The organism is Bradyrhizobium sp. R2.2-H (genome assembly GCF_004346455.1).
GTDB classification, from domain to species: domain Bacteria; phylum Pseudomonadota; class Alphaproteobacteria; order Rhizobiales; family Xanthobacteraceae; genus Bradyrhizobium; species Bradyrhizobium diversitatis.
This window is the reverse complement of record NZ_SMBR01000016.1, coordinates 49,498-62,737: the sequence shown is the minus strand read 5'-3', so window position 1 is coordinate 62,737 and position 13,240 is coordinate 49,498. Positions and strand designations below refer to the sequence as shown.

Annotated in this window: 11 protein-coding genes; 8 read left to right on the top strand and 3 right to left on the bottom strand. The window is 64.4% G+C overall.

What is annotated here, in order from left to right:
* Positions 1-277: 277 nt before the first annotated feature.
* Both EDE08_RS32080 and EDE08_RS32075 read right to left on the bottom strand, forming a co-directional pair.
* Positions 278-1,669, bottom strand: a complete 1,392-nt coding sequence (locus tag EDE08_RS32080; protein WP_131873219.1) for an NAD(P)/FAD-dependent oxidoreductase — start codon at positions 1,667-1,669, stop codon at positions 278-280.
* The gene (locus tag EDE08_RS32075) at positions 1,666-2,079 is read right to left on the bottom strand and encodes a nuclear transport factor 2 family protein (protein WP_131873221.1); all 414 of its coding nucleotides are present in this window, start codon (positions 2,077-2,079) and stop codon (positions 1,666-1,668) included. The genes EDE08_RS32080 and EDE08_RS32075 overlap by 4 nt, the downstream gene beginning before the upstream one ends.
* A 217-nt stretch (positions 2,080-2,296) precedes the next feature.
* On the opposite strand from EDE08_RS32075, the gene EDE08_RS32070 reads away from it, so the two are divergent.
* Entirely contained in the window at positions 2,297-3,091 is a 795-nt protein-coding gene (locus EDE08_RS32070) for a sulfite exporter TauE/SafE family protein (protein ID WP_245524939.1), read from the top strand.
* Here the strand turns inward: EDE08_RS32070 and pdxR are convergent.
* Positions 3,088-4,614 carry a MocR-like pyridoxine biosynthesis transcription factor PdxR gene (gene pdxR / locus EDE08_RS32065; RefSeq protein WP_131873223.1) on the bottom strand — a complete coding sequence of 509 codons (1,527 nt, stop codon included), beginning with the start codon at positions 4,612-4,614 and terminating at the stop codon, positions 3,088-3,090. The two genes, EDE08_RS32070 and pdxR, sit on opposite strands and share 4 nt — an antisense overlap.
* Before the next feature lie 175 nt (positions 4,615-4,789).
* On the opposite strand from pdxR, the gene EDE08_RS32060 reads away from it, so the two are divergent.
* From EDE08_RS32060 to EDE08_RS32030, 7 genes are all read left to right on the top strand, one after another.
* On the top strand, positions 4,790-6,433 hold the full coding sequence (locus tag EDE08_RS32060; RefSeq protein ID WP_131873225.1) for an amidohydrolase: 1,644 nt from the start codon (positions 4,790-4,792) through the stop codon (positions 6,431-6,433).
* A complete protein-coding gene (locus EDE08_RS32055; protein ID WP_131873227.1) occupies positions 6,430-7,377 on the top strand; it encodes a CobW family GTP-binding protein in 948 nt (315 codons plus the stop codon). The genes EDE08_RS32060 and EDE08_RS32055 overlap by 4 nt, the downstream gene beginning before the upstream one ends.
* Positions 7,378-7,447: 70 nt before the next feature.
* Positions 7,448-9,043: an ABC transporter substrate-binding protein gene (locus EDE08_RS32050; protein ID WP_131873229.1), complete on the top strand. Its 1,596-nt coding sequence runs from the start codon at positions 7,448-7,450 to the stop codon at positions 9,041-9,043.
* A 59-nt stretch (positions 9,044-9,102) separates the two neighbouring features.
* Positions 9,103-10,083 (top strand): ABC transporter permease, encoded by a 981-nt coding sequence (locus EDE08_RS32045; RefSeq protein WP_131873231.1) that lies wholly within the window; start codon positions 9,103-9,105, stop codon positions 10,081-10,083.
* Complete coding sequence (locus tag EDE08_RS32040; RefSeq protein ID WP_131873232.1) at positions 10,080-10,985, top strand: ABC transporter permease; 906 nt, start codon at positions 10,080-10,082, stop codon at positions 10,983-10,985. The genes EDE08_RS32045 and EDE08_RS32040 overlap by 4 nt, the downstream gene beginning before the upstream one ends.
* Positions 10,985-11,983, top strand: coding sequence for an ABC transporter ATP-binding protein (locus EDE08_RS32035; protein ID WP_131873234.1), 999 nt, complete (start codon positions 10,985-10,987; stop codon positions 11,981-11,983). Before EDE08_RS32040 ends, EDE08_RS32035 begins: the two co-directional genes overlap by 1 nt.
* Entirely contained in the window at positions 11,980-13,011 is a 1,032-nt protein-coding gene (locus EDE08_RS32030; RefSeq protein WP_131873236.1) for an ABC transporter ATP-binding protein, read from the top strand. The genes EDE08_RS32035 and EDE08_RS32030 overlap by 4 nt, the downstream gene beginning before the upstream one ends.
* The last annotated feature ends 229 nt before the right edge of the window (positions 13,012-13,240 follow it).

The window sequence follows — 13,240 nt, the reverse complement described above, 5'->3', positions numbered from 1 at the left end:
CAGCCGCCTCAGCGTCGACCGGACCTCGGCCGTGCGTTGCCCTTGCAGATCGCTGTCAGCATCCGGGACTGCATTCTGCTCCGTGTCTTTCGAGCCCGCCTGCAGTTCCTGTGCTCACGCGAGCGAGAGTTCAAATATTTCAGTCGATTGCGAGGGCGCGTGTGCACGACGTGTGCACCGGGAAATCAAAAGCACGGCGGATTGAGTTCGCACCAGGCTTCTCGCCGGTTCCCTGTAGAGATTGCAGCTAGCCAGCAGCTCTGAAGGATGCCGGCAATCAGCGGGCTTCATCGCGCAGATGATACCAATGATAGAGCATGCGCTGACCGAGACGGCGGAATGGCGCGAAGGGATGCGTCGGGAGCGGGGAGGTGAAGATTGGCAGCTCTTGGCCTTTGAATGTTTTGCCCGCGAGCATCTGGGCCATGCGGCGGCCCGCTTGCGCAGAATAGGACACGCCGTTGCCGCCATAGCCGAGTGCATAGACCAGCTTCTGCTTTGCGTCGGGCCGGAAGATGCGGGGCATCATGTCATGGCTGACGTCGACCCAGCCCCACCAGGAGTAGTCGATTTCGATCCCTTCGAGCGGCGGGAATTTGCGGTGAAGGCCACCGATCAGGAGCTGAAGATGGCGGTCGTGGGCCGCGTCCGCGCCGGTGATCGCGCTGCGACTGCCGATCTGGAGACGATTGTCCGGCAGCAGGCGGTAGTAGAAGCGAAGCGTGCGGGTGTCCGTGATCACCTGCCTGGTGCGGAACCCGGTCGCATCGATCTCGGCCCGTGTCAGCGGCCGTGTCACCAGCGAATTGGAGAGGATCGGCATGCAGCGGCCGCCGAGCTCCGGCGTCAGGCCGAGCGATGTGTAGGCGCCGGTCGCGATCCCTACCGCGGCAGCGCGCACCGTCCCGCCCGGCGTGCGCAGAAGATATGCGCCCTCATGCCGTTCGATCCGCTGCACCGGGCTCGCGGTATGTACGCGCACGCCGAGATCTCGTGCCATGCGCAGGTAGCCGAACGCGAGCCTGGCCGGATGGACCCCGGTTCCGAGAGGCTCGTGGACCGCGCCGACGGCCTCGGCTTCGTCGACGAAATCACGGCGCAGCTCATCGTGTGACACGACGCGCGTCGCATAGCCGAACAGCTCGTTGAGGACCTTCGATTCGGCTGCGATCTTGTCGAGGTTGCGCCGGCGATGGGCAATATAGAGGTGTCCGCCGCGCTGCGGCTCGCAGTCGACCGGGCTCGCGCGAACGAGCTCTTCAAAGGTCTCGAATCCTTCGGTGATCTCGGCGTGCATGCGCCTGGCGGTATCGAGACCCCAGCGCTTGATCCATTGCGAGCGCGTCAGGCGGCCTGAGGCATTCTGCGCCTGGCCGCCATTCCGGGTACTACAGCCCCAGGCGACGCGATTGGCCTCGAGCACGACGGCCTTGATGCCGTATTCGCGCGCAAGGAAGATCGCGCAGGCGAGCCCGGTATAGCCCGAGCCGATGATTGCGACGTCGGCAACCGTGTCGTTCATGATCGGGCCGTCGTCCGGCGGAGGTGTGCCGGCCGTGGCGATCCAGTAGGTCGGGGCATATTGCCGATTGCGGCCGGGACCACTGGAAACCAGCGGGTCATAGTGCGGATCATAGGCCGCCGCTGGCGGCGCAGCGTGCACGTTCATCGCGCGTCGCTCCGCTGCGCGGCCGGCTGCGCCGGCCTGTCCTTGCGGAAGGCGCTCTTGGTGCAGATCCTCTCGCCGCGGAATCCGAAGAGATCGCAGCCCTCGACCTCGATGCGCGCACCGTCCGGCGAGGTGGCGCGAAAAATCCATTCGGAGACGGCGCGGTCGCCGAACACAGTGTGCCGCGTGCACTCCCAGCTCACATCGGGCATCCCGGTCCAGGTTGCCTCGAAAGCGGCCCGAACCGCGCTCGCGCCGGCCAGCCGTCGGCCGCAGATGTCGGGACCCGCGGCCGTGTCGAACACGATGTCCTCGGTCATGCACGCCATTACGCCCGCGCTGTCGTGCCGGTTGAAGGCGGCGAACAGGGTTTCGAGCAGCTCTTGCCTGATGGTATTGATGTTGCGCATGCCGGTATCCTCGCGCGCCAACGCGCGCCGCTACAGCCTGATGGGAGCATCTGGACATGCCACGCGGTGAGGAGGTGGCCGTAGAACCAGACTGCACGGGCTCTACGGCCAGACTGGCATGGCGAGGCGGAGGCAGCTGGCACTTCCGCAGCGAAGTTCCGGCCTGTTGATATCCGGCGATGGCCGCCAATCTCCCCTCTCTCGCCCTGCATCGACGATGACTATGCCAGAGGCCGTGGTCGCGATCCGCGATATCGCCGCAATGGCGCTCCCGACGCCTGCCGTGATGCTGGCCGCCGCGATGTCGATCCTGGCGGCGGCTCTGGTGCGCGGCTTCACCGGTTTCGGCTTCGCGCTGACGGCGGTGCCGCTGCTGGGGCTGTTCATGCAGCCGATGCAATCGGTTCCGGTCGCGGTGTGTCTTCAGCTCATCATCGGTCTTGGCGATCTTCCGCGCGCCTCGCGCGTCTGCCATTGGCCGTCGCTGCGCTGGCTCGTCATCGGCGGCGTGATCGGCTCGCCGCTCGGCGCGCTCATTCTGCGCGTGGCGTCCGCGCCGGCCGCACGCATCATGATCGCGATGATCACGGCTGGTGCGGTTGTGGCGCTCAATGCCGGCTTCCGGCTCGCGGTGGCTCCATCGCGCAGCGTCACGGCATTGGTCGGCATGAGCGCGGGCCTGTTCAACGGCCTGGCGGCGATGCCGGGGCCGCCGGTCATCATCTATTACAGCGCTGGTCCCTTCGGCCGCGTCGCGGCGCGCGCTTCGATGATGGTGTTCTTCCTGGTTTCGTCCGTTGCCGCGCTCATCAGCATTGCCATGCTGGGGCTGTTGAATCAGAGCACGGTGGTGCTGACCGCGCTGGGCGTTCCGGTCATGTTGTTCGGAACCTGGCTCGGCGATCTCGGCTTTCACCGTGGCAGCGACCGGCTGCATCGCCGCGTATCGATCGCCAGCCTTGCCGTGGTGGCGCTTGGCAGCGCCATCAAGGGCGTGAGCGACCTGTTCTAACCCTGTGGCGCGAACACTTCGCCGAGCTTCGCCATGCCGGCGGCGATCCGGTCGGTCCGGATCGACGAGAAGCCGAGCCGGAAGCAATGCCGTGTCGCGTCGGGGCTCATCGAAAACACGTCGCCGGGCTCGATCACGACACCTTCGGCGCGCGCGGCCTCCGAGAGCCTTGCGCTGTCGATTCCGTCAGGGCAGGAGATCCAATAGCTCGTGCTGCCGGATCCGCGGGCCCAACGGCATGTCGGCAGCGTCTGCGGCAGCAATTCGTCAACCAGCCTGGCGCGCTCCAGCAGCACGCGGCCGACTTGTTGCAGGTGCGAGCGGTAATGGCCGAGGCCGATGAACAGCGCGGCGACGCGCTGGTTGTTGAGAGGCGGGTGCCGCAGCATCAGCCGCCGCAATGCCCGCAGCTCGCGGACCACGGGCGCCGGCGCAACGACGTAGCCGAGCCGCAGCCCAGGCGCCAGGGCTTTCGAGAGGCTGCCGACGTAGAGGACGGTCTGGTCCTGGTCGAGGCTCATCAGCGGCGGCAGCGCATCGCCTTCCGGGATCAGCTCGCTTTCATAGTCGTCCTCGATCAGGACGATGTCGCGGTCCCGCGCCGCCCGCAGAATTTCGTCTCGACGCGCGCGCGACATCGCAGCCGTGGTTGGGCATTGATGACTGGCGGTGACATAGGCAAGCGAGCAGCGCGCGAAGTCGTCGTCGGGCACCAGTCCGTCGTCATCGACCCGCAGCGGAACGACGTCCGACGTCATCATGCCGAAGATGTTGCGGGCGTCTGGATATCCCGGGTCTTCCATGCCGATGGTCGTCGTCGGCCGCACGAACAGCTTGGCGATCAAATAGAGGGCATGCTGCGCTCCGATCGTGATCATGATCTCGTCGGCGCGCGCGCGAATGCCGCGGCGCGGCAGCACCTGCCGCTGCAATTGCTCGATCAGCGCGGGATCGTCACCGTCGATCATGTCGCGCGCCCAGTTGTTGATCTCGGGAACGCTGAGCGCGGCGCGCGCGCTCTCGCGCCAATCGTTGGTGGGAAACAGACTCGGGTCGAACTGGCCGAAGATAAAGGGGTAGGGGTAGGTCTGCCAGTCGAGCGGCTTGACGATGTTGCGGAACGCCGAAGGCTGGAGCGCGAAGCGCTCGGTCCAGCGCCGGCTGTAAGCCTCGGTCGCAGGCAGTTTGGCCTCGCCAATCTGCTTGGGCAGGCCGGCGACGAAATAGCCGCTGCGTTCGCGCGAGACCAGGAAGTTCTGGTCGACGAGCTGCTCATAGGCGATGACGATGGTGTTGCGCGAGACCTTGAGGAGCGCGGCAAGATCTCGGCTGGACGGCATGCGCACGCCGAGAGGCAGCCGGCCGTCCTCGATGGCCGTTACGATCATCCGGCGAATCTGGAGCTGCAGGAAACTGCCGCCCCGATCCAGGCCCTGGAATAGCGATCCCCAGAACAGGACATCGTTTGGTGGGGCAGCCGGTGCCGTTGCTTCGGATTGCCGCAGGAGTACAAATTTTCCCATCGGGGCTTGTCCAGGGTGGTCGCGTAAACACAAAAAGCCAAGCAAAAACCGCGCCATACCGGCGAAAATGGCGCGCTGCCGTGCATGGGCTGGCTCCATTTGTGCATGGCATCTGGCGCTGGTCTAGGCCCACGCGAGGTCCCAGGGTCGATAACGTGACATCTGGGAGTTCAATGTGAGCGCGGAGACGGTCGTCTACTCGGCCCGCAAGATCGTGACGATGAATCCGTCGCGACCGCACGCGACCCATGTCGCGGTGCGCGATGGCCGCATCGTTGCAGTCGGCAATGCTGCGGAGATTGCACCATTCGCCGGCGGAGCGATCGACGACCGCTTCCGCGACAAGGTGCTGCTGCCCGGGTTCGTCGAGGGCCACAGCCACATCATGGAGGGCATGATGTGGTCGCTGCCCTATGTCGGGGCGTTTGATCGTCGCTCGCCGGAAGGCAAGGTCGTATCGGGCGTACGTGACATCGACGCGATAGTCGCCCGGCTGCAGGAGGCCGAATCCAGAATCGGCGATCCCGACGCAACGCTGTTCGCCTGGGGCTTCGATCCGCTGCATATCGGCGGACGCATGCTGACACGGCGGGATCTCGATCGCGTCTCGACCACGCGGCCGATCATGGTGATCCATGCGAGCTTCCATATCAGCAACGTCAACACGCTGGCGCTGGAGCGCGCCGAATTGTTGCACGCGATCGAGATTTCCGGCGTCGTCGCCGGCGAGGACGGTCTGGCCAGCGGAGAGCTGCAGGGTATCGCCGCTCGGTTTCGCGTCTTCCGCGTGCTCGGCAATCCGTTGTCCTCCGCCATCACGATGCACGACGTCGATCGCTATGCCGCGTCCGCCTGCGTGCAGGGCGTGACCACGATCACCGATCTGCACAATGATCTCACGGATCCGACGATCGAGCTCTACGCGGCGGCCACCCGTTCGCCCGAGTTTGGTGTGCGGTTGGTCCCTGCATTGGCATCGGCCTCGCACACGCCCGAGCAGGCGATCTCGAAGATCGCGACATTACGGGAGAACGGCAACGACAGCCTGCACTACGGCATCGTCAAGCTGGTCGTGGACGGCTCAATCCAGGGCTTCACCGCCCGACTACGATGGCCCGGTTATCACAACGGTGCCCCGAACGGACTTTGGTACATTGCGCCCGAGGATCTGCCACGGCTGGTCGACCTCTATCATAAGGCGGGCATTCAGCTTCACATCCACACCAATGGAGATGAGGCCACGGAGCTGGCGCTCGATGCCATCGAGAAGGCGCTGGCCGCGACGCCCCGCGCGGATCACCGCCACACCCTGCAGCATTGCCAGATGGCGGATGCTGCGCAGTTCCGGCGCATGAAGGCGCTCGGCGTCTGTGTCAATCTGTTCGCCAACCACCTGTTCTACTGGGGTGACTCCCACCACGATCTGACAATGGGGCCGGAGCGCGCCGGGAGACTGGATGCAACCGGCACCGCTCTGCGCAGCGGCGTTCCGTTCGCGATCCATTCGGATGCACCTGTCACGCCACTTTCGCCGCTGTTTACCGCCTGGTGCGCGGTCAATCGGGTCTCGTCGTCAGGCCGCAAGCTCGGGACCGAGACGGAGGCTCTCGGCGTCGAGCAGGCGCTGGCCGCCATCACGATCGGCGCCGCCTACACGCTGAAGCTTGATCACCTGATCGGCAGCATCGAGTGCGGCAAATTTGCGGACTTCGCCGTCCTGGATGATGATCCGCTCGCGGTCGCTCCCGTTGGGCTGAAGGACGTGCCCGTGTGGGGCACGGTCGTCGGCGGCCATGTCAGGAAAGCTCCGCGCGCATGATCCGGTCCGCGCCCATCCCGGTCACGGTGATTGGAGGCTTTCTCGGCGCCGGCAAAACGACGCTGCTCAATCGGCTGCTGGCGAACGGTCGTTCGCGTTGCGCGGTGCTGGTGAACGATTTCGGCGAGATCAATATCGATGCGGCCCTGATCGAGAGCCACGACGGCACCACGATGTCGCTGACCAATGGTTGCGTCTGCTGCAGCATCGGTTCAGGCTTTCTGGAAACGCTCGGCGGCCTGCTTGACGAAAGCGGGCGTTTCGAGCGCATCGTGATCGAGGCGAGTGGGGTCGGCGATCCCTGGCGCATCGCCGAAATCGCGCTGGTCGAGCCGGCGCTGCGGCTCGATGGCGTGGTCGTGCTCGCCGATGCAAGCCGGATCTCGGCCCTGATCGAGGATCGCCAGGTCGGCGAGACGGTCCGCAACCAGTTCGCAAAGTGCGATGTGGTGCTGCTCAGCAAGCGCGATCTGGTAACCGATAAGCAGATGGAGGCAGCGCGCAGTGCGATCCGCGCGGTGCGACAGGACCTCCGGATCGAAATCCTCCCGGACGGGGTGCAGGACACCGTTGTGTTCGGCCGACGCGAGGCGCCACGGTTTCGCACCGTTTCCGTCGATGGGGACGTCGATCACGAACGCGAGTTCAGGCGCTGGACCTATCGGCGCGCCGGCAGCTTCGACCGCGATCTGTTGGCCGCGGCGGTGAACGCGTTGCCGCCGCAACTGCTGCGATTGAAGGGTGTCTGCCGGATCGGCGACCAAGCACGGCCGCAGGTGTTCCAGATGGTGTCGCGGACCTGGTCGCTGGCGCAGCCCGAGCGCGACGCCGGGCAGGGCGCGGACGCGATCGTGTTGGTGGGCGTCGGGACCGTTGATCTCCCGGCAGATCATGAACTGGACGCCATTCTCGATCGTGCACTGGCCGTATCGGCCGCTGCATGACGACGAGCGGATATCGATCGATGCACGACCTCGACTTGCCGACGATCAAATCGAACAGGGGGATAGAGCCATGTTGATCAGACGGACATTCGTACTGGGAGCCCTTGGTCTCGTTGCGGCCGCCGCTGCGTCACCTGCTGCGCGAGCCCAAGCGGCGGGCAGCAATACGCTCGTTGTGGCCACCACCCAGGTGCCACGCCACTTCAACGGCGCGGTGCAGTCGGGCATGGCGACGGCCATGCCGACGGCACAGATCTTCGCGAGCCCGCTGCGCTATGACGAGAACTGGAAGCCGCAGCCCTATCTGGCCCAGTCCTGGGAGGTCGCGCCCGACGGGCTGTCCGTGACCCTGCATCTCGTCAAGAATGCCGTATTCCACGATGGCAAACCCGTGACATCGGACGATGTCGCCTTCTCGATCATGGCGATCAAGGCCAACCATCCATTCCAGACCATGCTGGCGGCGGTGGAAAAGGTCGACACGCCGGATCCGGCAACAGCGATCATTCGGCTGTCACACCCCAGCCCCTCGCTGCTGCTGGCGATGTCCCCGGCGCTGATGCCGATTCTGCCGAAACACATCTACGGTGACGGTCAGGACCTGAAGACGCACCCCGCCAATCTCAAGCCGATCGGATCCGGGCCTTTCAAGCTGACCGAATACAAGCAGGGCGAATATTACACGCTGGAGAAGTTCGACAAGTTCTTCATGCCCGGCCGCCCCAAGCTGGACAAGATCGTGGTTCGGCTGGTTTCGGATGGGAATGCCGCCCTGGTCTCGATGGAGCGGGGCGACGTCCAGGCCCTGCCGTTCGTCGCGGGCGTTCGCGATATCGACCGCCTGCAGAAGGCGCCGAACATCGTCGTGACCGACAAGGGCTTTGCCGGTATTGGTCCGCTCAACTGGCTCGCCTTCAACACCAGGAAGAAGCCGCTCGACGACGTCCGCGTTCGTCAGGCTATCGCGTACGCGGCCAATCGCGACTTCATCGTCTCCAAACTGATGGGCGGCAAGGCTGCTCCCGCATTCGGGCCGATCGCGCCGGATTCACCGCTCGCCGAGGCGAACGTCGAGCCCTACAAGGTCGACTATGCCAAGTCGGCGACGCTGCTGGATGCCGCGGGCTATCCGAAGGGGGCCGATGGTTCGCGCTTCGCGCTCACCATCGACTATATTCCCGGCGGCGACGAGCAGCAACGCAACGTTGCCGAATATCTCCGCTCGCAGATGAAGCGGGTCGGCATCAATCTCGAGGTGCGGGCGGCGCCCGACTTTCCGACCTGGGCGCAGCGCGTTTCGAACTTCGATTTCGATCTGACCATGGACACCGTCTACAACTGGGGCGATCCCGTCATCGGGGTCAACCGGACCTATCTGTCCTCCAATATCCGCAAGGGCATCATCTGGTCCAACACTCAGCAATACAGCAACCCGAAAGTCGACGAACTGTTGCGGGCGGCGGCAATGGAGACCTCGCCGGAGAAGCGAAGGGCGCTCTATTCCGAGTTCCAGAAGATCGTGGTCCAGGATGTGCCGATCTACTACGTCAACGTGTCGCCTTACTACAATGCGTTCAGCAAGGGGCTCGGTGGCCTTCCCACCACGATCTGGGGCATGATGTCTCCGCTGGACGAGATGTACTGGGAGACCCCGCCCAAGACTTAACCAATACCTGATGACGTCACCGCGACCACGATCGAGACTGTGAGGAGTCCTTCGACATCATGGCTTTGGCCATCCACCTAACAAGGCAGATTGCCAATGCCGCCGCGCTGCTGCTGGCAGTGCTGGTGCTGAACTTCTGCCTGATCCACCTCGCACCCGGCGATCCCGTTCAGGTGATCGCCGGTGAGATGGGGGGCGCCTCGGCTGACGTCGTTGCGGCGCTGCGGACCAAATACGGGCTCGACCAAAGCCTGATGGAGCAGCTTGCGATCTATCTTCGGAACGTCGTGACGGGCGACTTCGGCTACTCCTACTATTTCAACGCGCCGGTGCTCGGCCTGGTTCTTCAGCGGCTGCCTGCGACGCTCTATCTTACGTCCTGTGCGCTGGTCAGTGCGCTCGTGATTGGCACCTTTCTCGGTGTCGTCAGCGCACGTCGTCCGAATGGTCTGTTCAGTCACACCGTGACCGTGTTCTCCCTGGCCGGCTATGCCGCGCCGATCTTCTGGACCGGATTGATGTTGCTGCTCCTGTTCGGATCGGTGTGGCCGATCCTGCCGGTCGTCGGCATGTCCGATGTCGTGCATCGCAAGCAGGGCCTGAACTATGTGCTCGATGTCGCGCAGCATCTCCTGCTGCCGTCGCTGACATTGGCACTGGTCTTCATCGCCCAATACAGTCGGCTCGCGCGGGTCAACATGATCGACGCGCTGTCGGCCGACTACGTCCGGACCGCGCGGGCCAAGGGCCTGCCGGAGTGGGTCGTGATCGGCAAGCATGCGCTGCGCAACACGCTGATCCCGACCGTCACGGTCGCCGGCCACCAGTTCGGCAATCTGTTTGCCGGCGCGGTGCTGGTCGAGACGGTGTTCAGCTGGCCCGGCATGGGCCGGCTGGTGTTCGATTCGATTCTGCGCCGCGACTATCCGACCCTGATGGCCGTGCTGTTCTTCTCTGCATTGATGGTCATGGCAGCAAACATCCTGACTGACATTGTTTACCGGCTGATCGACCCGCGCATCCGGATGGGGCAACGATGACGACCCTGGAAGCACCAACTTTGACCATCGTTTCGGCCATCGACTTGCCGGCCAGGCGCGCGACTTCGCCAGCTGGCATCGCAATGCGGCAGTTCCTGAAGAGTCCGTCCGGCGTCGTCGGCCTCTGCCTGCTCGCACTGATCATCGTTGGGACCCTCGTCGGGCCGCATCTCTACCGGGTCGATCCGCTCGATCTGGTTGGCGCGCCGTTCATGCCACCCGATTCTGATGCATGGCTCGGCACGGATTATCTCGGCCGCGACGTATTGGCGGGTCTGATCTACGGCGGACGCGCAACCCTGGCGGTCGGCGCCGTCGCCGCCCTGATCACGATCGCCATCGGTCTGTTGGTCGGCTCCTTGAGCGGCTTCTTTGGCGGCGTGGTGGATGTGGTGCTGGTCAAGATTACCGAGTTCTTCCAGATCCTGCCGCCGCTGCTGTTCGCGATGGTCCTGGTGACCTTGTTCGGGTCGAAGCTGTCGACGATTACGGTGGCGATCGGTGCGGTGAGCTGGACGTCGGCCGCGCGGCTGACGCGGGCTGAGTTCATGCGACTTCGCGATCTCGATTTCGTCAAAGCGTCGCGCGCGGCCGGCGCCAGCGACCGTCATCTGATGCTGCGAGTATTGTTGCCGAACGCGCTGCCCGCGGTGATCGTGTCGGCGACGCTGGCGATCGGTGTCGCAATCCTGTTCGAAGGCGGCTTGAGCTTCCTGGGTCTTGGCGATCCCAACGTGATGAGCTGGGGACTGATGCTTGGACAGAACCGGAACTACATCCTCGATGCCTGGTGGGCCGTCATATTTCCGGGGATGGCGATCTTCCTTGCAGTCCTTGCCATCAGTCTGGTCGGCGACGGCCTCAACGATGCGATCAATCCGCGTCTCAGGCGGAGGTCGTGATGGGCGCCCTGCTCGAGGTCGACAATCTCAACGTCAGCATGTGCAACGAGGCCGGACGCCTGGTGCCGGTCATCGAAAATCTGTCGTTCACCGTCGCGTCGGCGCAAACGCTCGCCCTCGTCGGCGAGTCCGGCTGCGGCAAGAGCATGACCGCGCTCGCCCTGATGGGCCTGTTGCCGGAGGATTTCGTCATCACCAGCGGCCGCATCCTGTTGGAGGGGAGGGATATTCTGTCGCTGCCGGCGAGGGATATGCGTGCGTTGCGCGGAAGTGCCATGTCGATGATCTTTCAGGAGCCGATGACCGCGCTCAACCCGCTGTTCACGGTCGGCGACCAGATCGGCGAGGTGCTGCGCTGGCATCAGGGGCTCGTCGACGGCGTCGCGGTGCGCGAACGCGTCATCGCGCTGCTCCGGGCGGTACAGATCCCCGCACCGGAGCGGCGCATCGACGCCTATCCGCACCAGCTTTCGGGCGGCATGCGTCAGCGCGTGATGATCGCGATGGCGCTTGCCGGCAAGCCAAAGCTCCTGATCGCGGACGAGCCGACCACGGCGCTCGACGTCACCGTGCAGGCGCAGATATTCGATCTCCTCGCGCAGCTGCAACGTGAGACTGGGACGGCCATCCTGCTCATCACCCACGATCTCGGCGCCGTCGGCGAACTCGCCAACGAGATCCTCGTGCTTTATGCCGGCCGCTGTATCGAGGCCGGGGCATCAGCGGGGATCGTGGCGCAGCCACGTCATCCCTATACGCGAGGACTGCTGCGCTGCGTGCCGCATCTCCAGCTCGGACAGGCACCGAAGTCCTGGACCGACCTCGGCGAGATCCCCGGGATGGTGCCGCCGCTCGGTGCGCGCGGGGCCGAATGCGCGTTTCTGGCCCGATGTGCCGAGGCGGCCGATGTCTGCCGGTCGAACCCACAGCCGATACTCGAGCCGATTGCGGCTGGTCACGCCGTATCGTGCTGGTGCAAGGCGGCAGTTGCGGCATGACGGCGTTTGAGGCAGCACAAATCCACGACGCATCGGACGTTTTGCTCGACGTCAACGACCTCGTGGTTCATTTCCCGGCCGGCCGCCGATCGGGCAAGCCGTCCTTTGTTCACGCGGTCGACGGCGTCAGCTTTCGCGTGCGGCGCGGCACGACGTTCGGCATTGTCGGCGAGAGCGGCTCCGGGAAGTCGACCACCGCCCAAGCGGTGATGCGGCTGGTCCCGGTCACGTCAGGTCAGGTCGTGTTCGGAAACAGGAATATTGCCGAACTCTCGGGCGAGCCGCTGCGTGCCGTGCGCCGTCACCTCCAGATCGTGTTTCAGGATCCATTCTCGGCACTCAATCCGCGCCGCCGTGCCGGCGACCAGATCCGCGAGCCATTGGATTTGCTCGGCATCGGAAGCCGTAGCGACCGCGACGAGCGGGTGCGCAAGCTTCTGGCGGAAGTCGGCCTGCCGCCGCAGGCCGCAGACCTGTTTCCGCATCAGTTCTCAGGCGGTCAGCGTCAGCGGCTTTGCATCGCGCGCGCGCTTGCGCCCGAGCCGGATCTCATCGTCTGCGACGAGGCCGTGTCTGCGCTCGACGTTGCGATCCAGGCGCAGATCCTGAATCTGCTGAAGCGGTTGCAGCGCGAGCGCAATCTCACCTACATCTTCATCTCGCACGACCTTGCTGTGATCCAGCAATTCTGCGACGAGGTCGCCGTGATGTATCTGGGCAAGATCGTCGAGCAGGCGCCGGCTGCCGAAATCTTCCGCGCACCGCATCATCCGTATACCTGGTCTCTGCTCGCCGCGGCCGCTCCTCCGGGACCGATGCGTGATGAGCTCAAGCGGCGCTATCTCGTCAAGGGCGATCCGCCGAGTCCGGTCGACCCGCTGCCCGGCTGCCGCTTTGTCGAGCGCTGCCCATCGGCCGTCGAGGTCTGTCGGCAGCGATTGCCGACGTTGGATGTCGTCGCACCGTGCCACTATGTCGGGTGCCACCGAAGTGCTGAACTGGCGCCTCCGACGTTCGATTCGCGATAGTCGCTTCCGTGGCGACCATTTTTCGCAGACGTTTTGGCATCTCACCCGATCGCCTGCGTTGATGGCAAGTGGCACATGGCCGGCAGTTTGGGGGTCTCCTAATCCTTGATCGAAAGCGAGAATCCGGCGAGCAGAAAAGCCTGCCCCTAAATTGGCGGCACTAAATTTATCGCGGCACACCAAATCGCATTCCATGAGTTGCAGTGGTGAGACCCATGACACACTTGTG

Excerpts from the sequence above, each read along its gene's own strand:
- EDE08_RS32045 (WP_131873231.1), top strand. The coding sequence starts at position 9,103 with ATGGCTTTGGCCATCCACCTAACAAGGCAGATTGCCAATGCCGCCGCG.
- EDE08_RS32080 (WP_131873219.1), bottom strand. The coding sequence starts at position 1,669 with ATGAACGTGCACGCTGCGCCGCCAGCGGCGGCCTATGATCCGCACTAT.
- EDE08_RS32030 (WP_131873236.1), top strand. The coding sequence starts at position 11,980 with ATGACGGCGTTTGAGGCAGCACAAATCCACGACGCATCGGACGTTTTG.
- pdxR (WP_131873223.1), bottom strand. The coding sequence starts at position 4,614 with ATGGGAAAATTTGTACTCCTGCGGCAATCCGAAGCAACGGCACCGGCT.
- EDE08_RS32050 (WP_131873229.1), top strand. The coding sequence starts at position 7,448 with ATGTTGATCAGACGGACATTCGTACTGGGAGCCCTTGGTCTCGTTGCG.
- EDE08_RS32070 (WP_245524939.1), top strand. The coding sequence starts at position 2,297 with ATGACTATGCCAGAGGCCGTGGTCGCGATCCGCGATATCGCCGCAATG.
- EDE08_RS32040 (WP_131873232.1), top strand. The coding sequence starts at position 10,080 with ATGACGACCCTGGAAGCACCAACTTTGACCATCGTTTCGGCCATCGAC.
- EDE08_RS32035 (WP_131873234.1), top strand. The coding sequence starts at position 10,985 with ATGGGCGCCCTGCTCGAGGTCGACAATCTCAACGTCAGCATGTGCAAC.
- EDE08_RS32075 (WP_131873221.1), bottom strand. The coding sequence starts at position 2,079 with ATGCGCAACATCAATACCATCAGGCAAGAGCTGCTCGAAACCCTGTTC.
- EDE08_RS32055 (WP_131873227.1), top strand. The coding sequence starts at position 6,430 with ATGATCCGGTCCGCGCCCATCCCGGTCACGGTGATTGGAGGCTTTCTC.